General features: G+C 38.5%; 19 protein-coding genes. 9 read left to right on the forward strand and 10 right to left on the reverse strand.

Features of this window, described 5'->3' with window-relative positions:
* Positions 1-105: 105 nt before the first annotated feature.
* The 3 genes from PYV58_RS18430 to PYV58_RS18440 all read left to right on the forward strand — a co-directional run bounded on the left by PYV58_RS18430 (position 106) and on the right by PYV58_RS18440 (position 3,690).
* Positions 106-1,845, forward strand: coding sequence for a DKNYY domain-containing protein (locus PYV58_RS18430; RefSeq protein ID WP_034610014.1), 1,740 nt, complete (start codon positions 106-108; stop codon positions 1,843-1,845).
* Between the two features lie 102 nt (positions 1,846-1,947).
* Positions 1,948-2,655: a DsbC family protein gene (locus tag PYV58_RS18435; protein WP_034610011.1), complete on the forward strand. Its 708-nt coding sequence runs from the start codon at positions 1,948-1,950 to the stop codon at positions 2,653-2,655.
* A gap of 222 nt (positions 2,656-2,877) precedes the next feature.
* The gene (locus PYV58_RS18440) at positions 2,878-3,690 is read left to right on the forward strand and encodes a tetratricopeptide repeat protein (RefSeq protein ID WP_034610009.1); all 813 of its coding nucleotides are present in this window, start codon (positions 2,878-2,880) and stop codon (positions 3,688-3,690) included.
* 39 nt (positions 3,691-3,729) lie between these two features.
* Here the strand turns inward: PYV58_RS18440 and PYV58_RS18445 are convergent, their stop codons facing one another.
* From PYV58_RS18445 to PYV58_RS18460, 4 genes are all read right to left on the reverse strand, one after another.
* Positions 3,730-4,653 carry an AEC family transporter gene (locus tag PYV58_RS18445; protein ID WP_034610007.1) on the reverse strand — a complete coding sequence of 308 codons (924 nt, stop codon included), beginning with the start codon at positions 4,651-4,653 and terminating at the stop codon, positions 3,730-3,732.
* A 110-nt stretch (positions 4,654-4,763) separates the two neighbouring features.
* Positions 4,764-5,891 (reverse strand): NADH:flavin oxidoreductase/NADH oxidase, encoded by a 1,128-nt coding sequence (locus tag PYV58_RS18450; RefSeq protein ID WP_034610005.1) that lies wholly within the window; start codon positions 5,889-5,891, stop codon positions 4,764-4,766.
* 19 nt (positions 5,892-5,910) lie between these two features.
* Positions 5,911-8,091, reverse strand: coding sequence for a TonB-dependent receptor (locus PYV58_RS18455; protein ID WP_034610003.1), 2,181 nt, complete (start codon positions 8,089-8,091; stop codon positions 5,911-5,913).
* 20 nt (positions 8,092-8,111) lie between these two features.
* Complete coding sequence (locus PYV58_RS18460) at positions 8,112-9,410, reverse strand: carbohydrate porin (protein ID WP_034610001.1); 1,299 nt, start codon at positions 9,408-9,410, stop codon at positions 8,112-8,114.
* Between the two features lie 389 nt (positions 9,411-9,799).
* Here PYV58_RS18460 and mutM point away from each other — a divergent pair, with 389 nt between their 5' ends.
* Both mutM and PYV58_RS18470 read left to right on the forward strand, forming a co-directional pair.
* On the forward strand, positions 9,800-10,651 hold the full coding sequence (gene mutM, locus PYV58_RS18465) for a bifunctional DNA-formamidopyrimidine glycosylase/DNA-(apurinic or apyrimidinic site) lyase (protein WP_004722995.1): 852 nt from the start codon (positions 9,800-9,802) through the stop codon (positions 10,649-10,651).
* Positions 10,648-10,932, forward strand: coding sequence for a peptidylprolyl isomerase (locus PYV58_RS18470; RefSeq protein WP_034609999.1), 285 nt, complete (start codon positions 10,648-10,650; stop codon positions 10,930-10,932). The genes mutM and PYV58_RS18470 overlap by 4 nt, the downstream gene beginning before the upstream one ends.
* Positions 10,933-11,188: 256 nt before the next feature.
* Here PYV58_RS18470 and PYV58_RS18475 read toward each other — a convergent pair whose 3' ends face one another.
* The 3 genes from PYV58_RS18475 to typA form a co-directional block, all read right to left on the reverse strand.
* Complete coding sequence (locus PYV58_RS18475; RefSeq protein WP_004819158.1) at positions 11,189-11,827, reverse strand: hypothetical protein; 639 nt, start codon at positions 11,825-11,827, stop codon at positions 11,189-11,191.
* Positions 11,828-11,968: 141 nt separating this feature from the next.
* Positions 11,969-12,400: a large conductance mechanosensitive channel protein MscL gene (mscL, locus tag PYV58_RS18480; protein ID WP_004723003.1), complete on the reverse strand. Its 432-nt coding sequence runs from the start codon at positions 12,398-12,400 to the stop codon at positions 11,969-11,971.
* A gap of 192 nt (positions 12,401-12,592) precedes the next feature.
* Positions 12,593-14,428 (reverse strand): translational GTPase TypA, encoded by a 1,836-nt coding sequence (typA, locus tag PYV58_RS18485; protein ID WP_004723004.1) that lies wholly within the window; start codon positions 14,426-14,428, stop codon positions 12,593-12,595.
* 174 nt (positions 14,429-14,602) lie between these two features.
* Between typA and PYV58_RS18490 the strand changes: the two genes are divergently transcribed.
* The 4 genes from PYV58_RS18490 (at position 14,603) to PYV58_RS18505 (ending at position 20,146) form a co-directional block, all read left to right on the forward strand.
* Positions 14,603-15,976 (forward strand): uracil-xanthine permease family protein, encoded by a 1,374-nt coding sequence (locus PYV58_RS18490; protein ID WP_004819155.1) that lies wholly within the window; start codon positions 14,603-14,605, stop codon positions 15,974-15,976.
* 69 nt (positions 15,977-16,045) lie between these two features.
* Positions 16,046-17,077 (forward strand): class I SAM-dependent methyltransferase, encoded by a 1,032-nt coding sequence (locus PYV58_RS18495; RefSeq protein WP_004819153.1) that lies wholly within the window; start codon positions 16,046-16,048, stop codon positions 17,075-17,077.
* A 2-nt stretch (positions 17,078-17,079) separates the two neighbouring features.
* Positions 17,080-18,543 carry an amino acid permease gene (locus PYV58_RS18500; protein ID WP_004723010.1) on the forward strand — a complete coding sequence of 488 codons (1,464 nt, stop codon included), beginning with the start codon at positions 17,080-17,082 and terminating at the stop codon, positions 18,541-18,543.
* A 397-nt stretch (positions 18,544-18,940) separates the two neighbouring features.
* Positions 18,941-20,146: an RtcB family protein gene (locus PYV58_RS18505; RefSeq protein ID WP_034609996.1), complete on the forward strand. Its 1,206-nt coding sequence runs from the start codon at positions 18,941-18,943 to the stop codon at positions 20,144-20,146.
* Positions 20,147-20,221: 75 nt separating this feature from the next.
* Here the strand turns inward: PYV58_RS18505 and PYV58_RS18510 are convergent, their stop codons facing one another.
* The 3 genes from PYV58_RS18510 to omp38 form a co-directional block, all read right to left on the reverse strand.
* Positions 20,222-20,752 carry a cysteine peptidase family C39 domain-containing protein gene (locus PYV58_RS18510; RefSeq protein ID WP_034609993.1) on the reverse strand — a complete coding sequence of 177 codons (531 nt, stop codon included), beginning with the start codon at positions 20,750-20,752 and terminating at the stop codon, positions 20,222-20,224.
* Between the two features lie 75 nt (positions 20,753-20,827).
* The gene (locus tag PYV58_RS18515) at positions 20,828-21,283 is read right to left on the reverse strand and encodes an OmpA family protein (protein WP_004819146.1); all 456 of its coding nucleotides are present in this window, start codon (positions 21,281-21,283) and stop codon (positions 20,828-20,830) included.
* Between the two features lie 117 nt (positions 21,284-21,400).
* Positions 21,401-22,432: an outer membrane protein Omp38 gene (gene omp38 / locus PYV58_RS18520; RefSeq protein ID WP_034609990.1), complete on the reverse strand. Its 1,032-nt coding sequence runs from the start codon at positions 22,430-22,432 to the stop codon at positions 21,401-21,403.
* Between the last annotated feature and the right edge of the window lie 257 nt (positions 22,433-22,689).

The following is a 22,689-nucleotide window of genomic DNA, read 5'->3' on the forward strand; positions in this document are numbered from 1 at the left end:
AAAGACCTTACCATCAATCAGCATGACCAATTCATCACTAAAATGATGACAAAACAACCTTAAATTGCCATAACTCAACCCGATCAATATTTAACAATAAAATAAATGATGCAGAATCCACTAAAAGTATTTTCTATCCTTAAAACCTTTACGCTTATCTTGGTGATATGCGCGCTTCTATTCAGCTTTAGTTTTATATTTAGATTTTCTGACTCAAATTCAGATGAGATTCCTTTTACTGCGACTACAGAAAAACTTGGGATATTTCAAAAATATAACAACCAAATCTATGCCGCTGTACCCAGCAATGGTGATTATTTGATCCCAGAAGCAGATGTTCAAAGTTTTTATTTACCCAATGATGATTACCAATACCGACAACTAGGTGCAGATAAACTCCATGTCTATTGTGGCAATATCATTCTAAAAGGTGTGCAACCTCAACAGGTGAAAACTATTGGGGATGGTTATTTTACTGCTGGAAAAGACACTTGGTATTGCTCCCCCTCCACCGAACGAAATAAGGATTTAAGTGCGCTTCGAGAAGTGTGGCAAATCATGCAACAAAATTTTGCCCTAGGCTCAAAACCACAAAGCTATCTCTACCCCTATTTTAAACTTGAATCAGGCAATCTGCCTTATCGTGTTAATTCCGAAAATGATACGGCAAGTAATGGGACATTCAACTATTTTCAAGGGAAATTGCTTTCTGGAGCCAATCCAGACCAACTCAAACTTGTCTTAGGCGAACGTAACTATGCCTATCGAGTGGATGGTAAAAACGTCTATTACAACAACACTTTGCTCGATTTAAAAGACAATGGAAAACTTTATAGTATTGAAATAGACGGTTTAAATAACCAATATTATTTACTCAATCCTGTCGATGGTATGGTCTATGTCAACGAGTTTGCCTTTGATCCCCAATACGCGCCTTATCATCTATTAAGCGAATATGGCGATCATATTAACCATGCTTTGTTTTATAACGACACGGGGATTTATTATTTTGATCTGAATAAGAAAAAAATGCGTCGCGCAGGTGATAGTCCATTTTTAGGCAAAGCATTTAAAGAAATCGCACCGCTGATTTTTTCTGATGGCTCACAACTACTCTATCTACAAGCCAGTGAATATCGCAGCAATAAAGGATCAGCCTCTTCCAAATCTACCCATATTCTAAAATTAGCTGAACCACTTCATTCCACATGGCAAAAACTTGGGGATGTAAATTATAACGATGGCACTGTATGGAAAAATGGCAATGCGTTTTACTATTTTGATCAGTTAGGAAATAGCCAACTGGTTAAGGCCACGATTTATCATATTCGCGACCCACAAACGATTCAAAATTTACTGAGAACTCAACCACGCACTGACGATATTCGACAATGGATTGATGAGCAAAAAATGGTTGAAGCCAAACATGTAGAATTACTCGAAGTAGAGACAACAAACCGCTCAGACAAATATTGGGGCTTGTTTATTCCAATCATGTTTGTAGCATTTTTGAGTATGCTGATGTGGATCTTTAAACGGTTTAATTTAAATTTTGCCCCATTTTATATACGCAATCATAAACTGATCGTCAGTAATTTGATGATGACCTCTTACCCTTTAGATCAGGTCACATGCGTTGAATTTAGTACCCGTATGACAACAGCAAATGGAGCTTATAATGGGCACTTTCAAATTTTACAGCGCAATGGAAAACGCAGTAGAATCTTTAATTTTAGTACGCAATTACGTTTACGGAGTGACTCACAAGTAGAATTAAATCAATATATCCAACAACTCAGAAATGAGTTAACACGCCATGGTATCCAGAATACAATACGAAATTAAACGTGGTACCAACTAAATATCGCATTGGCAATTACATGATCTCAATATATTTTTGATCATTATTGAGTGCACAATATCCACATTATTATTTTGAGCTTTAACATGAAAATCTGGTTATCTCTTCTGACTTTGGGTCTTTTTACCTTTTCTTCTGCACATGCAGATATTCAAACTTTGCAGCAAAACTTAAAAACCAAATATCCTGAGATTCAGGTAAAATCGGTACAAAACTCACCAATTAAAGATGTTTATGAAGTCTATATGGGTGGGCGTATTGTCTATACCAATGAAGAAGCAAAATATTTCTTTGTAGGCAATTTAATTGATCTTAAAGAACAAAAGAATCTGACTGAAGAACGTATGCAAGCCCTAAAAAGTATTGATGTAAAATCATTACCGTTGAAACAAGCCATTAAGCATATCAAAGGTAAAGGTGAACGTGTAATCTACGTATTTAGTGATCCTGACTGTCCATATTGCCAACATCTTGAAAAAGAATTAAAAAATATCGACAACTTAACCGTTTACTTATTTTTATACCCAATTACTCGTTTACATCCAAATGCTGAAAGTATTTCACAGCAAATCTGGTGCTCTAAAAACCAGTACCAAGCGTGGGAAGACTATTTAATTGACAAGAAACAACCGACTTCAAACAAGTCATGTACGAACCCAATTGAGAAAAACATTGCTTTAGCAAAATCACTTGAAGTCGATGGTACACCGACATTCTTCTTACAAGATGGCACCCGTATTTCAGGCGCACGTGAGGCAGGCGAAATTGAATTACTCCTCAAAGCAGTAAAATAACAGCCCACAGCCTAGAGAATAAAAAATTTCTCTAGGCTTTAATGTTGTTAAAATATCCTTAATTCTTTCTTATTTATAAATAAATTAAAATTTAAATACACTAACTTATACAATAGGCATGTTTACATTTATAATTTTCAAATTATGATAAAAACGTCCTCAACAATGTTCTCACACCATAAATGGAATTATGTTGAAATTAAAACAAGGTATATCGTCAAAATGAAAAAAATTCTATTCGCTACACTACTCAGCTTTTCATGTATTTCTGCATTTGCAGCAGATACAACTAAAAGTAACGTTGACCCTGCATTTGTCAAAGCACAAGAGCTGATTCAAGCAAAAAACTACCCTGCGGCGTATCAAGAACTTGAACGTCTTGCAAAAGCAGGTAATGCTCAAGCGCTATATAACTTAGGCTATTTAACCCAAACGGGACAAGGCACAACCAAAGACGATAAGAAAGCTTTGAAATATTATCAAGATGCTTCAGCAAAAGGCTACCCTGTTGCAAGTTACGTCTTGGCGCAAAGCTATGCGGTAGGTCAATTGGGCTTAGCAAAAGATGAAAAGAAAGTTCGGGAATACTTAGAAAAGTCCTCTGCTCAAGGATTTGATGATGCTACAGTGGAACTTGCGGTTTTATTATTTGCTGAAGGCAAACCCGCATCTGACAAGCTTGGCTTACAAAAACTTGACCCTTTAGTGAAAAAGGATTTTGCACCTGCGATTCATGCAAAAGCGCTGTATGACATCACCGATGGTTTAAAGAAGAAGAATGCAGCAGCAGTTAATCAAGGTTTAAAATCAATCCAAGATTTAGCTAAAAAAGGATATATCCCAGCATTAATGGCTGTCGGAAATATGCTGACCAATGGTAATATCATTGATCAAAATCTGCCAGAAGCACAAAAGATTTTCTCAGAACTGGCTAAAAATAATGTGCCTAAGGCAAAAGAGTCTTTGGATGTTGTAAACAAACTGATTGCTGAAAAAGGCAAAACACCTGCTCCCGCACCACCAGCAAAAAAATAGGCAACGCTTAAAAAAATACTCTCGCAAGAGAGTATTTTTTTACCACCAAATACCAATCAAAACACTCACCACAATAAAACTCAGTAACGTACTAATCATCAATGGTGTCAGTGCTTTTTCATTTAAACCATAGACTTGCCCAAAAATTCCAAATATAGAAGGCATAGGCAAAGCCGCAATCAAGGTACCTGCATAAATCATCTTTTGATCCAAATCTGTTAAATGAGTCAAACCTAAATAGACCAATATCGGCATACAGATATTTTTAGAAACCACCAAATAAATGGTTTGCAGATTAAGTGATTGAATCGTAATTCCAACCATCCCACCACCAATAATAAATAACGCTAAAGGTGAAGCAGTCTGACCTAACAAGGCAAATACTTGGTCTAATACATGTGGAATTTGAATTTCGAAGATCGCACAGCTCATGCCAATCATCACTGACAAGAACAATGGATTTTTAAATAAAGTTAAAAATGTTGTTTTTAAAATGGAGGCTAAATTGGCTTGTCTTTGCCGCCCTATTTCTGCCAAGGTTAACATCAGTGGCACAAGAAATACGCTTTCAATGATCACAATCAGTGAAATATAAATCATAGCTTCACTCCCCATCAGCAAAGTCAAAATTGCTGCACCCAATAACCCCGTATTGGACATTGACGCGCCAAGCGAAAACACAGAAGCATGGGTGAAATGGTTGTTAAAAAGCTTTTGCCCTAAAATAAAGGCCAAAATAAATAGACTAAAAGTAACCCCTGCATAAACAAAGAAATAAGCAGGATACCAAATCTCATGTAAATCTTTTGCAGCCAGTGCATGAAGTAATAAAGCAGGTAATGCAATTTTGATTACAAAAGCACCAATTGCAGTAATTTGCTCTTTAGAGATCAATTGGATTTTGACAGATATAAAACCCAAAAATAACAGGAAAAATACTGGAAAAATTACCGAAAAAATCATTCAAGCCGTTCCTTTTCCAGATCATACAAATAAAGATATATCCTAGAATATATCTTTATTCAGTTTAAATACGTTTAAAGAATAATGAGTGAATCAAAACTGTTATGCCATCAATATGCTGAGAACAAATCTTTGATTCCGTGCGGCTGACAACGTAAATATTGTGGTGCAATCGAGATTTTTGCACCCAATTTTGCTGCGGCATGCCAAGGCCAGCGTGGGTCATATAAAATCGCTCTTGCCAATGCAATTGCATCTGCTTCGCCTTGTTGAAGGATCTGTTCAGCTTGTTCAGCTTCGGTAATTAAGCCCACCGCAATGACAGGAATATTCACCTGTTTTTTAATCGCATTTGCAAAAGGCACTTGGTAATTTGCACCCACTTTAATATCTTGTTGAATATGTAATCCCGCAGAGGATACATGGATATAAGCAGCACCAAGTTGCGCTAAAGCTTTTGATAAGCCAATGCTTGATTCAACATTCCAGCTATTTTCTGCATCCATCCAGTCGGTTGCAGAAATACGTACACCTACTGGATAGTCAGTTGGTACAACTGCTCGAATGGCTTGAAAAACTTCTAATGTAAAACGAATACGATTTTCAAAACTTCCGCCATATTCATCAGTTCGGTGATTAGACAATGGCGACATAAATTGATGCAGTAAATACCCATGCGCTGCATGAATTTCAATCAGTGAAAAACCAGCGTCTACTGCACGAATCGCCGCTTGCGCAAAGTCCTGAATAATTGTTTTAATTTCGTCAATGGTTAATTCATGCGGGGCAATATCATTCGGGCTGAAAGCAATATCACTGGCTGATACAGTTTGCCATCCATGTGCATGATCTGGCGCAATCTGACCTTTCCCCTGCTTCACCAACCAAGGCTTTTCAGTCGAAGCTTTACGGCCTGCATGCGCAAGCTGAATAGCAAAAGGTGTTGGAGCAATGCTTTTTACCTTATTGAGTAAAGCTTTGATTTGATCTCGTTGTGTATCATTCCAAAGTCCCACATCGGCATAACTGATCCGCCCTTCGGCTTGAACCGCTGTTGCTTCAATAATACATAAGCTCGCGCCTGACAAAGCGTAACTTGCCCATTGCTGTTCATGCCAATAGGTCACTTCACCCTGATCTGTTGCCGAATATTGACACATTGGCGCAATAATAATTTTATTGCTGAGGGAGAGTGAACCAAATTGAATAGATTCAAATAACTTTGGTTGAGCAGACATAAATTATTTTCCCAATGAATTAGAACTGTTTGGTGACACTGAGTCCTGCACTCCAGTTAATACCATCAGCAGGTTCAAAGAATCGACTATTACCATCATTCACAATGACTGAACCGACATAATTTTTATCGAATAAATTATCGACTCGAGCAAAACTACGTACTTTCCAATCGTTGTTTTTCCAGATATAACCGACATTCATACTGGTTACTGTATAACTTGGTGCAGTATCTGTATTGAGATCGTCTACATAGATTTTATCCATATATCGAACATCGACACCTGCATTAAAGCCCTGCTCAGGCAACCAGCCGAAAGATACAAAGGCTTGGTTTTTTGCAATTCCGGGAATGTAATTGCCACTTTGGATAACTTTTTTAGGATCTGTGTTGGGAATGTCTGCATCAAATGTTGCATCAAGGAAACTATAACTGGCTTGAGCCGTTAAATTTTTCCACAACTTTTTATTCCAAGACAGCTCTACCCCTTGGCGTAGTGTTTTATCTGCATTTTGATAGGTTGCACGTCCATTGAGTGTTCCCGCAGAAACGATGTCATCTTGAGTATTACTTTGGAAAACTGCGGCGGTAAAATTACCTAGACGATTTTGTGCTTTTAAACCAAGTTCATAATTATCACTGGTTGAAGGTTTAAGCGCAAAGTTAATCCCTGCCGTTCCTTCTGTTGGATAGGCCATTTCGGTAAAGGTTGGTGTTTCAAAGCCTTTGGCATAACTGATATAAGTACTAAGGTCTGGAGTAACTTCCCAAGTAACGGCAGCTGATGGGAGCAGTTTTTGATAATCGGTTTGACCACTGTCATCGCCATTCAAACCAATGATGTAGTGATCTTTCGACTCATAATGAACATTGCTATAACGCAATCCTGTATCTAGACGTACAGTCGGCAAAAATTGCCAAGCTGCCTGTAAATATGGATCTAAATTCCATAAAGTATTTCGTTCATCACGGCGTAAGTTGCCTTTTACCCCATATTCGCCCTTGGCATTAAAATTCTCATACCCTTGACGATCTTCATTCATCGCATCATAAGCCAAACCTGCACTGATCCGTGTATTCGGTAATAAGTCTTTGCCAGTCCAACGTAAATCAGCACCATAAAAATCTCGTTCGAAATCAATCACCCCACCTGCATGTCTGGGATTTAACTGAACGGTATTTGGTTTACAAATAGTATTTGTTGAATCTGTAAAAGCACATTTTGGAATAGACTGGTATTGGGTCACTTCACGATGACCAATATAAGCCATACTATAAAGCTCTTGTTGATCATTCAGGGGCTTAGTCCAATTAATACCTGTCTGTGTTTGGTTAATATCTTTACGAACATCATAGATATTTTTACTGTCATTGACCTGTTTAGGATTTTGCTTCCATTGCTCACGAGTCAAACCTTGTGGATCATCAGCGGAAATATCTACATGATTGATCAGCCAATTGATCTTAGAACCATCATCTAAGTCCCACGTGAGTTTAGCATTGCTCAACACTTTTCTTGCGGCACTGTGGTCCCGATAACCATCGGTATCAAAATAAGAAGAACTGATCACATAGCTCGGTTCATTGGCTTTATCTGCACCACCTTGTAAGGTGATGTCAGCGCGGCCTTTATTATTACTGCCACCTGAATATCCTAACTCTACCGAATCACGCCCTGTTCCTTCTTTGGTCGTGGTGAGAATAGTCCCTCCAGAGGAGTTTCCATACAGTGATGAAAAGGGCCCACCAAGCACTTCAATATGATCTAAGCTCGTTAAATCAATATTTGAAGTTTGACCTTGTCCGTCTGGCATCGTCGCAGGAATCCCATCGACATAAAGACGAATCCCACGGACCCCAAAAGTTGAGCGTGCGCCAAATCCGCGCATAGACAGTTGTAAGTCTTGGGCATAATTCTCACGATTATTGAGCTGTAAACCCGGAATTCCTTTGAGTGTTTCAGTGAGGTTTACCCCAATATTATTTTGATTCTGTTGTTGATCGATTCTATATACCGATGCTGGGGTGTTTAATATGCTGGTATCAGAGCGTGTTGCTTCAATTTTAATGGTTGGAAGTTGCTGGGTAGAATTTTGCTGAATGGAATCTTGAGATTCCACTTCAGCATATAAGCTCTGTGTGATACATACCGTTAAGCAAAGTAGTGTTGTATTAATTTTTAGATGTTTCACTCTTTGCATAAAGGTGTCCTCGGGTGGTATTAAAAAATAATTTTAGACCCCAAGCCAACGACAAACGCATTGTCCACCTGATTGGTTGCACCAGGATGTACCACATACTGCACTAAAGGACGAAGCATGAACCATTTGGCAGGGTAATATGAGTAATTCAACTCAACATTATACTCTGCATCTTCATTCAACTGTCTTAAATTTGTTCCTAAACGAGCACCATTCACATAATTAGTATACCGATCGTTCAAATGTACCCGATTTACCGCTAAACCAAGAATATCGTTTGGCTGACCATCAAACAGACCATAGTATTTTAGACCAAGTTGCTGTGAATCATTTACGGCTGTCGTCGTACGATCATGAATGGTGAAGTTACCAAAACTGTGTAAACCACGTTTCCCCTCTCCAGTTGAAGTCAATTGCTGCTCAAACGCAATCCAACCGCCATATGTACGATCTTCAGCCTTAGTTCCTGCTTTATAGCCCACATCGTACTGATTTTTAGCCTCATCAGCAGTATTGTAAAGCGTACCAATACGATAACTGCCTGGTAAATTATTCACACCCTGCTTAGGTGACCACACTACTTCAGAAAGAATATTGACACCATCGGCATGCTTTGTATCCAAATTCCAGCCTTGTCGCTCTAAAGCATTATCAGGGTTGTATTCAAACACCCCCACTTGTGCAAATAGTTCAGGATTGATGTGATATTTTAAGCGTGCGCCCCATTGTGAGACGGGTGTGTTATACCAAAGCTTACCTTGCCATTTCCCCATCTGTGCTGCACAAAAGGCATTGCCTTGGAAATCACAAGCCATGGTATTGAATTCAGTACCTAAACCCATACGACCTAAACGCAGACTTAGTCCTTGATCCTTAAAATTCTTTTCTATATATAATTCGCTGAGACGGCTCCCCGAATTACCACGTCCCCAATTGGCTTGCGAGTTTGCCCATTGTGGTGCATCTGGTGCTTGAATACCTCTGAGTGAAGTACTTTCACCTTGACGTGCTGTAACTAAAGCACGAATAGTCACATCATTCCAACCCGCCAGTTTCCCCATATCTAAGGTTGTACCCAGTCCGAATTGTGTCGCAAATGTTGGCGCTTGATGTGCATCATAACCACCATCAGCGAGATATGAACTGTCCATGGCAATGGTGCCATCAAATTTGATTCCCTTTTCTGCAAGTTCAGTCCGACTCCCATTCCAATCACCCGTCATGGTTGAGCCGTGTAAATTAAACGCATCTTCAGCTGATGCAAAAGACATCATGCTACATGCAGAGATTGCCAATAAAGGATAAGCAATTTTTTTCATGGGAAAGCCTAATCAGGAACAAAACGAATAAAGATAAACCAGTCAACTCTCAATCACTTTAACCGTCTAAATTTAATAGAAAGTTCCAGCTTTAAAATGACTATTTTTCCTGAAATATCGAGATAAAAAGAATTATTTCAGTAAACAATTCACTAGAAATTTACACATTTTTTTACATATAACTATCAGATATTTTTTATCAATTGGAAAACTTTATTTTATTAATAAACTTTATTTTAGATAACAATCACTTAGAAATAATAGTTCAATCTTATTTATCGATCATATCCATAATTTTAACCTAAAGTCGTAGGCTCAACACAACCGCCCTTTAACGCAATGCAATTCTTGCATACAATATTCAGTCCTCACACCAATGTGACAAGTGCATGCCTGAATTACCTGAAGTTGAAACAACAAAAACCAGTTTACTCCCCCTGATCGACCAGAAAGTTCTTCATGTTCAAGTGCGTGAGTCACGGTTACGCTGGCCTATTCCCGAAGATATTCAACAACTTCAAGGTCAAAAACTCGTTCGCTTAACGCGTCGTTCAAAATACATTTTGGCAGAGTTTGAAACCCATAGCATGTTATGGCATTTAGGTATGTCAGGTAGTTTTAGAATCTGTGATGAACATGAAGCACTTAGAAAGCATGACCATCTAATCATTCAGTTTGAAGACACACAGCTGCGCTATCATGACCCTCGACGTTTTGGTTGTATCATTTGGCTGAATGAGGAAAGCCAAACAAAATTGATTGATACTTTAGGACCTGAACCATTGAGTGATGAATTTCATGCCGAATATTTAGCAGAAAAGTTTAAAAATAAAAATGTCGGCACAAAAGTTGCAATCATGGATAATCATATTGTTGTGGGTGTAGGCAATATTTATGCAACCGAAAGCTTATTTAATTTAGGGATTCACCCTGCACAGCCTGCTTCGAGTTTGACGAAAGCGCAAATTCAAAAATTGGTCATCGAAATTAAACGAATTTTAAAGCAAGCGATTGATTTGGGTGGTTCAACCTTAAGAGATTATAGCAATGCCATGGGTGAGAATGGCTACTTTCAGCAGACCTTATTGGCTTATGGTCGTGCGGGTGAGATGTGTATTAACTGTGAAACCACTTTAGAAAATTTAAAGTTAGGACAAAGAGCCAGTGTGTTTTGCCCACAATGCCAGCCATTAAAGATCGCGAAGAGCATCCCACAAAAACCACGAGGAAAAAGTAAATGAAAACTGCAATCGTTCGACATATTCTCGTCAAAGATAAGGACTTGGCTGAACAACTTAAGAAGAAGATCCATGATGGCGCTGATTTTGCCAAAGTGGCCAAACAGCATTCCACATGTAATTCAGCAAAACGTGGTGGTGAACTGGGTGAAGTAAAAAAAGGACAGCTTGTTCCTGTGATTGATAAACTGGTATTTACCGCTGCTGAACATGTACTTCATGGTCCAGTAAAAAGCCAATTCGGCTTTCACTTGGTTGAAATTAAATTTCGCATGGATTTTTAGTTTAAAGATTTACATTCTTTTGGAGACATTGAGAGAATGTTCCACTATTTATCAGCAATGTTCAAATTAGAGTCACAACAACCACCATCACTGAAGCTAAATTAAAATACTTTTGCTTTTAGATCATTCAGGCATACAAGGTGTATCTATCACGTAGCACAATGACAAGGATGTTAATGTTTGCTTTAAAACTTATTGCTTATTAAAGACAACAAAACAATAAAAATCTGAGCTGTTCTCTTTAATTCAAACCCTTCTATATTTTTGAATCAATTTGCTCAGATTTAAATTCATGGATAAACTTCGCATAATCATCAATATATGATCTAAATGCTTCTTCCCGAGTGGTAAAGTAAAATATTTCATTACCATTTCTAACGATGGTTTCAGGAGATTTACCATTACAGTAACCCCCAGCTGAATAGACAGCAGACTTAAGCATTTGAAAACTTTGCTCAGCAAGCTGTTCATCCTTAAAAGCAAAAACCAGCAAAACAAAATCTGGGCGATATTGTTTTTCATCACCTAACTTAACTTTACTGATTGCCTTATAAGAGCGGATGCCCTCACCTTTTACTTGAATCACCCTATTCAGAGAACAATCATTTTCGGACCAAGAGCTACCACTGTCTTTTTCTATAAACTCAAAATTGGCTTTTAATAAACGTGTTTGTAGTGCTAACAGTAATGTTTCATTTTCATCTACCGAGTCAGTTTCTATAGTGACGTAGCGGGTATCTTCATTTGGCATTTCATTAAAAGTTAAACCACTAGCAGGTCGGCTTTGGTCCGCTTGCGTAGATGTTTGAGTATCAGCGGATTGCTGCTCTTTTGGATGCTCTGAACATGCATACAAACTGATAAGTATTGCCATAATCCCTATGTTTTTTTTCATCAGCCCCATCTCTATTTTCTTGCTTGCATAAAAAACGGTACTTGATCGTACCGTTTCATTCAACTCTTTTACAATGATTTAATAGCTTTATCAGGCTCTAGACATATTAAAATACTGTAATTTGAATCAATTTAATGAAGATTAAGCTTCAGGGCGTTTCTTTAATTCATCACGAATTTCACGCAGTAATGCAATATCTTCTGGTGTAGCAGCTGGAGCTTCTTCAGCAGGTTTACGGATTTTATTGAGGAATTTAACCAACAAGAAAACCACCCACATTAAGATCAGGAAGTTCAATACAATTGTGATGAAATTACCATAAGTTAGTACGTTAATCCCAGCTTTGGTCAATTCATCCAATGATGAAAGGTTATTTGGGTTATCGCCAAGTACGACAAATTTTTGAGTAAAATCAACACCACCACCCGTAATCACTGTGATTAAAGGCATAATCACGTCTTTAACTAATGAGTCGATAATTTTATTGAAAGCACCACCAATGATGACACCAATTGCCAAATCCATCATATTGCCTTTAATGGCAAATTCTCTGAACTCTGAAAGAATACTCATACTTTAACTCCACGCCGATTTTGCGTATTTTTTATGTGACGAAGTATACATTATGTTTCAACATATATTTCCGCCTAATTTACTCGCTTTTTATTAAAAACCAATATCCTTTTACATTTATATAAAAAAACCGCAATTTATTAAAAAATTGCGGTTTTTTTCTAGAAATTAAATTATTTCCAGTTTGAACGCTTAGCCACGTGAAGCACGTTTACGTTCATTTTCAGTTAAGAATTTTTTACGAATACGAACTGATTTAGGTGTTACTTCAACTAATTCGTCATCTTCAATAAATTCTAATGCTTGTTCAAGCGTGAATTTGATTGCAGGTGTTAACGTTAACGCTTCATCTGTACCAGATGCACGCATGTTAGTTAACTGTTTCGCTTTGGTTGGGTTCACAGTCATGTCGTCTGAACGAGAGTTCATACCTACGATCATACCTTCATAAACTTCTAACTGTGGTTCAGCAAATAGACGACCACGGTCTTGTAAAGTGAACAATGCAAACGCTAAGCAAGTACCGTTAACCATAGAGATCAACACACCGTTTTGACGTTTCGCAACTGCACCTTGTTTAGCTGTACCGTAATGCGAGAAGCTTGAAGTCATGATACCAGTACCAGAGGTAATGGTTAAGAATTCAGAACGGAAGCCAATCAAACCACGTGATGGAACAGTTGCTTCAATACGGATACGGCCTTTACCGTCAACTTCCATATTGGTCAACTCACCTTTACGGTTACCCATTTGTTCCATAACAGAACCCTGATGTTGTTCTTCAACATCAAAAGTAACGTTTTCGTATGGTTCTTGAGTTTCGCCATCAACTTCTTTCATGATCACTTGCGGACGAGAAACACCCATCTCGAAGCCTTCACGACGCATTGTTTCAATCAATACTGAAAGGTGAAGTTCACCACGACCAGAAACTTTGAAACGGTCTGGACTGTCAGTATCTTCAACACGTAAAGCAACGTTATGGATCAATTCGCGATCTAAACGCTCACGGATATTACGAGAAGTTACAAACTTACCTTCTTTACCAGCAAACGGTGAGTTGTTTACTTGGAATGTCATCGAAACTGTAGGTTCATCTACAGACAATGCAGGTAATGCTTCAACATTTTTAGGATCACAGATTGTGTCAGAAATGTTCAATGCATCTAAACCAGTGATACATACGATATCACCCGCTTGAGCAGAATCTACATCTACACGCTCTAAACCATGGTAACCCATAATTTTTAAGATACGACCGTTACGTGTCTTGCCATCTTTATCGATCACAGTCACTGGTGTATTGGTTTTTACTGAACCACGTTGAATACGGCCAACACCAATTACACCCACGAAACTATTATAGTCAAGTGATGAAATTTGCATTTGGAATGGACCATCAATATCAACTGCTGGTGGTTCAACGATATCTACGATTGTTTCGAACAACGGCGTCATATCTTCTGCTAATTCTTCAGGAGAAGGACCAGCAACACCACGTAAGCCAGAAGCATATACGATTGGGAAGTCTAACTGTTCATCACTACCGCCTAAGTTATCGAACAAATCAAATACTTGATCGATTACCCAGTCTGGACGAGCACTTGGCTTATCTACTTTGTTTATGATAACAATTGGCTTCAAACCACGAGCAAACGCTTTTTGTGTTACAAAGCGAGTTTGTGGCATTGGGCCTTCTTGTGAATCGACAAGAAGAAGTACGCAGTCAACCATAGACATTACACGTTCAACTTCACCACCAAAGTCAGCATGTCCTGGGGTGTCGACGATGTTGATGCGGTATTCAGTATTTGTACGCTTGTCTAACCATTTGATTGCAGTGTTTTTTGCAAGAATGGTAATACCGCGTTCAGACTCAAGCGCATTCGAATCCATAACACGCTCAATCTCACCCGCGCGGTCACCGAGTGCACCTGATTGTTGTAAAAGTTTGTCGACAAGAGTCGTTTTACCATGGTCGACGTGCGCGATGATGGCAATATTACGGAGAGTTTTAATATCAGACATGTAAATTCGATACGCTTTAAATTTGAGGGCAAATTATACAGAAAAATCTTAACTTTTAGTAGTGACAGTTTATTGACAGTTACAAGTTTTTTTCACAACAGCAGGCTTTTTATTTTGTAATAGTGTGTAAAGCGATTAGAATAGCGCCATCTTGCCACTTCCAATTGCTGTGCCATGTCCAATTCTAACCCCTCTCCCAATCAGAAACAGGCTCAAATTGATCTTGTTTATGGTCTAGATGATCGCCCAAAACCACTCATCGCTTTTTTTGCGGCTTTGCAACATTTACTTGCGATTATTGTTCCAATTGTAACACCCGGTTTACTAATTTGTTTAGCTTTAGGTGTTTCTCCTCAAGATACCAATATGATTCTTTCCATGTCATTGGTGATTTCTGGGGTGGCAACATTCTTACAATGTAAAAAAATTGGACCCTTTGGTGCAGGCCTCCTGATTGTCCAAGGCACAAGCTTTAACTTTATAGGTCCAATGATTGGGATTGGTTCTGCCATGGTTGCTGCGGGCACACCAGTAGAAGCGGTTATGGCATCTATTTTTGGTGTGGTCATTGCTGGCTCATTTATTGAAATGGGTGTTTCGCGTATTTTACCTTGGGTAAAAAAACTGATCACGCCCTTGGTTACAGGGATTGTGGTGCTGTTGATTGGTTTAACCTTAATTAAAGAAGGTTTAATCAGCATGGGCGGCGGCTACCAAGCTATGGAAAGTCATACATTTGCCAGTGCCGACAATCTCATCATGTCATGTACAGTGTTGGCAATTATCGTCCTTCTCAATCGCTTCAAAGTGGTTTGGGTGAAAAGTTCTGCAATTCTGATTGCTTTAGTGATTGGCTATATTCTTGCGGGTTTTATGGGCTATTTGGATTTTTCTGGTTTAAAAGATGCTCCATTGATTCAAATTCCGACACCAATGCATTTTGGAATTAGCTTCTCATGGAGCTTATTTATTCCTATGGCGTTTATTTATCTTGTCACATCTTTAGAAGCAATCGGCGATGTTACTGCAACCTCTAAAATTTCAAATCAGCCTGTAGATGGCCCAGTGTGGATGGAACGAATTAAAGGTGGTGTATTGGTCAATGGTGCCAACTCTTTCCTTGCAGGGATCTTCAACACATTCCCAAGTTCTGTCTTTGCACAAAATAACGGTGTAATTCAGTTGACGGGTGTTGCAAGTCGTTTTGTTGGGATTTGGATTGCAATCCTGCTCATCATTCTGGGATTATTCCCTGCTGTTGCGGGTATCATTCAGGCGGTACCGCAAGCGGTACTGGGTGGTGCGGTTATGGTAATGTTTGGTGCAGTTGCTGCTTCAGGCATTAACATTTTATCGGGAATTCAACTAGACCGTCGTGCATTATTGATTATTGCAATCTCTTTGGGTCTCGGCCTAGGGGTTGCACAAGTTCCTCAAATTTTGGAACATTTGCCAGAATTACCGCGTAATATTTTTAGTTCTGGTGTCGCAACTGGGGGGCTAGCTGCATTAATTTTGAATTTAGTTTTACCCGAAACTAAAAAATAATAAATCTATTCTTTATAATGCCCAGCTTAGACTGGGCATTGCGCTAATTTTTATTGATGGATGGTGAATATGGAGCCAAAAAGCGAAGTTGTCATTCGACAGCATGACTACCTTTCTGGACGCGTGCTATTTGTAAATGCAGCAACGGATGATCTACTTTCAAATTTAGCTCATAACATCGAAGCAAGCATTTGGACTTGGAATTACAATGAGTTTCAATATTTTCAGAATCAGCAGGCAAAGGTACATTTTGGTACTGACCTGCCAGAAGCTGAATTTGATCAAGCTGTTGTTTTTGTTCCAAAATCAAAAGAGCTACTCAACTATATCTTGCACAATTTAGTCAGTCGTTTAGCTGTTGGCGCTTCGATTTTCTTGGTTGGAGAGAAAAAAGGTGGTGTAGAACGTGCTGCAAAACAACTCCAGCCTTATGGTCAAGCCATCAAGCTTGATAGCGCACGTCATTGTCAAATGTGGCAACTCACCACAGGTAAAACCGTGACAGCAAAGCCATTAGCAGAATGGGCGCAAGTCTATAATGTTCCAACACCTGCCGGAGAACTTAGCATTTGTGCACTTCCTGGTGTGTTTAGCCAAAATCGTCTAGATATTGGAACTGCAGTGCTTTTACCTTATCTCAAACAAGTGACGTCTGGAAAGATTGCGGACTTTGGTTGTGGTGCAGGTGTCATCAGTGCTTATCTGAGTAAACTTAATCCGAAAAATCGTATTTTTGCTTTAGATGTCGATGCTTTTGCTTTAGCATCAACGCAAATGACTTTTGAAAAAAATAATTTACCTTTAGAACAACTTGAAATAAAAGCAGTCACAGGGATTGAAGATGCGCCATTGTTCTTACACGCCATTGTGAGTAACCCTCCATTTCACCAAGGTATTCAAACAGATTACAATGCCAGTGAAACGTTATGTAAAACTGCGAGACGACATTTAAAATCAGGTGGTGAATTATGGATTGTGGCAAACCGCTTCCTAAATTACCCATTACTCATTGAGCAGAGTTTTAGTCAGTGTACGACTAAAGCAGATCAACAAGGCTTTAAAGTGCTGTTCGCCAACACTCAAAAAAGTAGTAAGGAATAACGATGAGCGAAACAGATCATCCTCAACTCCAGCGTAAGCTTGGAGCACGACATTTAAACATGATCGCCATTGGCGGTTCTATTGGTACAGGGTTATTCCTTGCTTCTGGTCAAACGATTGCCACTGCTGGACCTGGTGGTGCATTACTTGCTTATGTCCTGATTGGTATCATGATTTATTTCTTGATGACCAGTTTAGGTGAACTTGCAACCCACAATCCAACATCAGGTGCATTCTTTACCTATGGTAATAAGTATGTAGAAGAAGGTTTTGGTTTCGCACTCGGTTGGAACTACTGGTATAACTGGGCCATTACCGTTGCATTTGAATTGGTTGCCGTTCAATTCATCATGAAGTTTTGGTTTCCAGACATCCCTGGCTTTTGGTGGAGTGCGCTATTCCTTGCGATTATCTTCTGTATCAATGCCTTAACTGTAAAAGGCTTTGGTGAAAGTGAATTTTTATTTTCACTGGTTAAAGTGATTGCCATCATCTTCTTTATTGTCATTGGCTTATTCATGATTGGTAAAATCATGTTAGATCCAACAGATTCAATTACCAAGAATTGGACCGTTGGTGAAGCGCCATTTGTTGGTGGCTTTCAAGCCTTAGTCGGTGTGGCCATGATCGCTGGATTCTCGTTCCAAGGGACAGAGATGGTCGGTGTTGCAGCAGGTGAATCTAAAGATCCGAAAAAAACCATTCCAATCGCTATTAAACAAATCTTTTGGCGTATTCTTTTATTTTATATCTTGTGTATCTTTATCATTGGTACATTGGTTGCGTATACAGATCCAAACCTTGCACTTGCTGCGGAAGGTGATGGAAACATTACCCTGTCACCATTTACCCTGTTATATGAAAAAGCAGGTTTAGCATTTGCAGCAGGCTTAATGAATGCGGTGATTTTGACTGCAATTATGTCTGCAGGTAACTCAGGTATGTATTCATCAACACGTATGTTGTTTGATATGGCACGTGAAGGTAAAGCGCCACGAGTTTTCTCTAAACTCGATCTTCGCGGTGTACCTATGAATGCACTGTATGCAACAACGGCAATTGCGGCACTGTGTTTCTTAACCACCTTTATTGGTGAAAGTGTCGTGTTTACGTGGCTGTTAAACATGTCAGGTATGTGCGGTTTTATTGTCTGGTTAGGTATCGCAATCTCACATTATCGCTTCCGTAAAGGTTATTTGGCTCAAGGCTATAAACTTGAAGATCTTGCGTATCGTGCAAAATTCTTCCCTTTTGGTCCATGGTTTGCATTTATTCTTTGTGCCATCATTATACTTGGCCAAAATGCAGAAGCTGTGCTTGATGGAAAATGGATGAGTGTGTTGTCTACTTATATTAGTATTCCGCTGTTCCTTGTTATCTGGCTTGGCTATAAATGGAAACACAAATCTAAATTGATCGCTTATGATCAGATGGATGTACAACCCATTCAAGTCGAAAAAGAGTAAATCACTTGATGTAAATAAAGCAGCTTTTTAGCTGCTTTATTGTTTTTTTTATAACAGCAATTCAACGTGAATTAAAAATTAATTGGCTATGTTTGATTGACAAAGTTTTTTTTCTTTATAGAATAACGCCCATTGGATCATTTCCAATCAGAATTTTCACCTTTGATTTTAAATCAAAAAGTAGAGGAGTACGACATGCATCAACTTGAGAAAACTTTAAATTAAGATTAAGCAGTCGTCTACTCACGGGCACTGAATTAATCAAAGTGTCCGAATGTCAGTCAAACCTAGCATTCGCTAGGTTTTTTATTGTCTTTAAAATTTGAATCGATCATTACTTTGACAATAGTGTTGTAACCGCCTTCGGACAATAAAAAAATTTGCTTCGAGAAAAAAAATGAGCATACAAATGATTTTAAACGCCAAAGCAGAATATGGCGTTCCTGTAAAAATTTATACAAAAGATGTGGATGAAGAAAGCCTAACCCAACTGCGAAAAATGGCACAATTGCAATTTATTCATTCACATATCGCAGTCATGCCAGATGTACATTTGGGTAAAGGCGCAACCGTGGGAAGTGTTATTCCCACTAAGAATGCCATCATTCCTGCTGCAGTTGGCGTGGATATTGGTTGTGGTATGAATGCATTAAGACTTAGTCTAAAAGCATCTCAGCTGCCCGATAATTTAAGCACTTTACGCAATGCTATTGAAAGAAAAGTGCCTGTCGGCTTTGAAATGCACAAACAAATCAAAGCTAAGGCTTCAACACTTTCCCCCTTAGATAAAAAGCTCCAGCGTATTACAGACAAACACCCTGCTTTAAAACGCATGTTACGCAGTTTTGATGTTACATGGCAAAAGCAACTCGGGACTTTAGGTGGTGGTAATCACTTTATTGAACTGTGTATTGATGAAAATGATGATATCTGGGTCATGCTGCATTCAGGTAGTCGTGGCTTAGGTAATGTGATTGGCACTTACTTTATCGAACGTGCCAAGAAAGAAGCGCAACATCGTTTTGGTCACGTGCCTGATAAAGACTTAAGCTACTTTGCAGAAGGTTCGACAAATTTTGATGATTATGTAGAAGCTGTAGAATGGGCACAAGAATATGCTTTTGAAAACCGACGTGAAATGATGCGTTTAATTTTAGAAGCGATTCGCCCTTTATTACCAAGTTTTCAAATGACCAAAGAAGCGATTAACTGTCATCATAATTATGTACAGAAAGAACTTCACTTTGGTGAAGACGTCTTTGTTACACGTAAAGGTGCAATTCGTGCAGGGCTCGATGAATACGGGATTATCCCCGGTTCAATGGGCGCGCAATCTTTTATCGTTAAAGGCAAAGGTAATCCAGATTCGTTTTGTTCATGCTCACATGGCGCAGGACGTAAAATGAGTCGCTCTAAAGCCAAACACTTGTTTAATCAGCAAGATTTGATTGCACAAACAGTAGGCGTTGAGTGCCGTAAAGATAAAGGTGTGGTTGATGAGATTCCAAGTGCCTACAAGGATATTCATCAAGTTATGGCCAATCAAAATGATTTGATTGATGTGGTTCATACACTAAAACAAGTATTGTGTATTAAAGGCTAAAGCTAAAATAACCCTCAATTTTTATCATGAATCTCAGTAAATTTCGATTTACTGAGATTCACATTTTTAATTAAATTAACAATAACGCACAGCTGGAATATTGGGATAAATCACAATTGCTTGCTGACAAATTCCTTCAGCTAACCGTTGTTGTTCAAAGACAGCTTTCGGCATGGCATCAAAATTATCATAGAAACAAATTTCCTGATCATTTATCGAATAAACCAACGAATGATTTCCAACGCCTTCTAAAGTGTCATAAAAAACAATGATATTACACCCTTGTTCAATATAGGCTTGAATTTCTTGATAGCTTAGCGCTGGACTAATCTGCAACCCTAACTTCTTCGCGTCTTGATAACGGACGATTTCTTTTTCATGAATATTCGAGTCTTCATCTGTATAAAAAGACAGATCAAAACCTAATTTTTTTAACCCAACAGCTAAGCCAATCGTAAAAGTGCCATCCTCTGCATCGTGATGACAAAGTTTAACTAGCTGTTGAATATCTAACTGAATTGAGTAATTTTGCAATAACATCCAAACAGCAAAAATTCCGCAATTTGATTCGAGGTCTAATAAGGCTTTAGGCAGTTGCACACTCATTCAATTTTCAAACTTGTAGAAATCACAATCAACAATTATAACGCTATAAGATCAAATTGAGAGGCTTTATCGAAATTACTTAATTTTTAAAGTCACCGTTACTCGCCTATTTTTCACTCTACCTTCAGCTGTTTTATTATCAGCAATTGGCTTGGTTGGTCCTAAACCGAGCGTAATCAATTGCTCTGGATTGACCTGATATTCGTTTAAGAGAAAATCTTTGACAATATTTGCGCGTGTTAAAGAAACTTTATTATTTGCAGCCAAAGAACCAGTACTGTCTGTATGACCTTCAATGTAAAGAACAAAATTTTTATTGTCTTTCAATAATTGTGAGGCAACAGATAAAGCAGGTTTATACTCAGCTTCAATGTCTGTCGATTTCGGTTGAAAATATATGGACAGCCCATTTTTCAATGACTTCACTTCGTTTGGATATTGTTTTTGGATTGAAACACGATTTGAATCTATTGGTGTCGACGTACAGGCATTTAATGCCATGAGTACCAGTCCTAAAATGATATATTTCATCGTTAACCTGTAATTATTAAATTCTGATTCAATTTTATTTAGATATTCTAGAATTATAAGGACTTTAAATAAAAAAGCGACTCAATTGAGTCGCTTTTTTATTCACTAAATAAAGGATTATTTAGTTACAGTACGGCTACCAGTGATTGTCGCGAATACACGACGGTTCATAGCACGACCTTCTTTAGTTTTGTTGTCAGCAATCGGTTGATCCCAAGCGAAACCTTGAGTAGACAAACGAGATGCATCGATGTTGTACTCGCTTACAAGCGCTGATTTAACAGAGTTAGCACGAGCTAAAGATAAACGTTCGTTTAACTTACGTGGACCAGTGTTATCTGTATGACCTTCAATACGAGCAGTCGCATTCGGGAATGTAGTTAACGCATCAGCAACTTTAGCAACTTCTGGCTTGTATTGATCTTTGATGTTTGATTTGTTTGTATCAAAGAACACACGAAGTTCCATGTTCAAATCTTCAGTAAGAACTTGTGGAGCTGGTTCAACTGGAGTTGGAGCAACTGGAACCACTGGAGCAACTTCTACTACAGGAGCAGCAGGCTTCAAGTGACCACCAAGAACTACGTTAAGACCTGCAAGAGCAGTATAGTTCCAGAATTTTTCGTCAAAGTTATAAGTACCACGAGCTTCAGTACGAAGAGATAAAGCATCGTTTAAGCGCCAGAAAGCACCAACACCAGCATTACCTAAAGTACCTTCTTCGTTGTTATGGTAAGACATGTCATCAAGTTTATACTTGTAATGACCAGCACCTAACAATACATACGGTTTGATTTTGCTGTCATAGTTTTTAGTGATCAAATCAGAAGTAGCATAAAAGTTACCGTTGATTTGAGTTTGCTTGTATTCAGAACCAGCTACGCCAGTACCGTCAAGATCACCTTTAACTTGGTTATATTCAGCTTCAAAACCTAACCATGGAGTAAGTTCTACACCAAGTGCAGCACCAACGAATAAATCGTCTTGTAATTCAGGGCCGTTAGTTAACTCGCCTTTATTACCACCATTGTTGTGTTGAGTGTCTTGGAAAGTGTAACCAAGTAGTAAAGGTGTAACAGTTACACCAGCATTAGCAGCAGCGAATGGAGCGGCAACAAGCATAGCAAGTGCGATACGACTCAATTTCATGGATATCCTCCAGAGATAACAATTGTTGTTCAAGCTTAGCCTAAAATTTATTGGCTATCCTGAGATAAATTTTAATACCCCAGTATTATTTTTAAGCTACTCACGTTGAATCATACAAACACTTGAGGCTTTTTCCAAGTGCTTGATAACTTTAATCAAGTAAATTATTGACAAAATTACTTACAATTTCCGTTGTAATTCGGTAACTTTTTACTCAATTTTTTTGCGTGGATCGCTTATCTTTTTGCTACGTGCAT

The organism is Acinetobacter sp. TAC-1 (assembly GCF_029025845.1).
In the GTDB taxonomy this organism is placed as follows: domain Bacteria; phylum Pseudomonadota; class Gammaproteobacteria; order Pseudomonadales; family Moraxellaceae; genus Acinetobacter; species Acinetobacter guillouiae.

Coding starts and splice junctions, on each gene's coding strand:
- mutM (WP_004722995.1), top strand. CDS start 9,800: ATGCCTGAATTACCTGAAGTTGAAACAACAAAAACCAGTTTACTCCCC.
- PYV58_RS18435 (WP_034610011.1), top strand. CDS start 1,948: ATGAAAATCTGGTTATCTCTTCTGACTTTGGGTCTTTTTACCTTTTCT.
- PYV58_RS18470 (WP_034609999.1), top strand. CDS start 10,648: ATGAAAACTGCAATCGTTCGACATATTCTCGTCAAAGATAAGGACTTG.
- omp38 (WP_034609990.1), bottom strand. CDS start 22,432: ATGAAATTGAGTCGTATCGCACTTGCTATGCTTGTTGCCGCTCCATTC.
- typA (WP_004723004.1), bottom strand. CDS start 14,428: ATGTCTGATATTAAAACTCTCCGTAATATTGCCATCATCGCGCACGTC.
- PYV58_RS18460 (WP_034610001.1), bottom strand. CDS start 9,410: ATGAAAAAAATTGCTTATCCTTTATTGGCAATCTCTGCATGTAGCATG.
- PYV58_RS18510 (WP_034609993.1), bottom strand. CDS start 20,752: ATGAGTGTGCAACTGCCTAAAGCCTTATTAGACCTCGAATCAAATTGC.
- PYV58_RS18490 (WP_004819155.1), top strand. CDS start 14,603: ATGTCCAATTCTAACCCCTCTCCCAATCAGAAACAGGCTCAAATTGAT.
- mscL (WP_004723003.1), bottom strand. CDS start 12,400: ATGAGTATTCTTTCAGAGTTCAGAGAATTTGCCATTAAAGGCAATATG.
- PYV58_RS18495 (WP_004819153.1), top strand. CDS start 16,046: ATGGAGCCAAAAAGCGAAGTTGTCATTCGACAGCATGACTACCTTTCT.
- PYV58_RS18445 (WP_034610007.1), bottom strand. CDS start 4,653: ATGATTTTTTCGGTAATTTTTCCAGTATTTTTCCTGTTATTTTTGGGT.
- PYV58_RS18500 (WP_004723010.1), top strand. CDS start 17,080: ATGAGCGAAACAGATCATCCTCAACTCCAGCGTAAGCTTGGAGCACGA.
- PYV58_RS18515 (WP_004819146.1), bottom strand. CDS start 21,283: ATGAAATATATCATTTTAGGACTGGTACTCATGGCATTAAATGCCTGT.
- PYV58_RS18450 (WP_034610005.1), bottom strand. CDS start 5,891: ATGTCTGCTCAACCAAAGTTATTTGAATCTATTCAATTTGGTTCACTC.
- PYV58_RS18455 (WP_034610003.1), bottom strand. CDS start 8,091: ATGCAAAGAGTGAAACATCTAAAAATTAATACAACACTACTTTGCTTA.
- PYV58_RS18440 (WP_034610009.1), top strand. CDS start 2,878: ATGAAAAAAATTCTATTCGCTACACTACTCAGCTTTTCATGTATTTCT.
- PYV58_RS18475 (WP_004819158.1), bottom strand. CDS start 11,827: ATGAAAAAAAACATAGGGATTATGGCAATACTTATCAGTTTGTATGCA.
- PYV58_RS18430 (WP_034610014.1), top strand. CDS start 106: ATGATGCAGAATCCACTAAAAGTATTTTCTATCCTTAAAACCTTTACG.
- PYV58_RS18505 (WP_034609996.1), top strand. CDS start 18,941: ATGAGCATACAAATGATTTTAAACGCCAAAGCAGAATATGGCGTTCCT.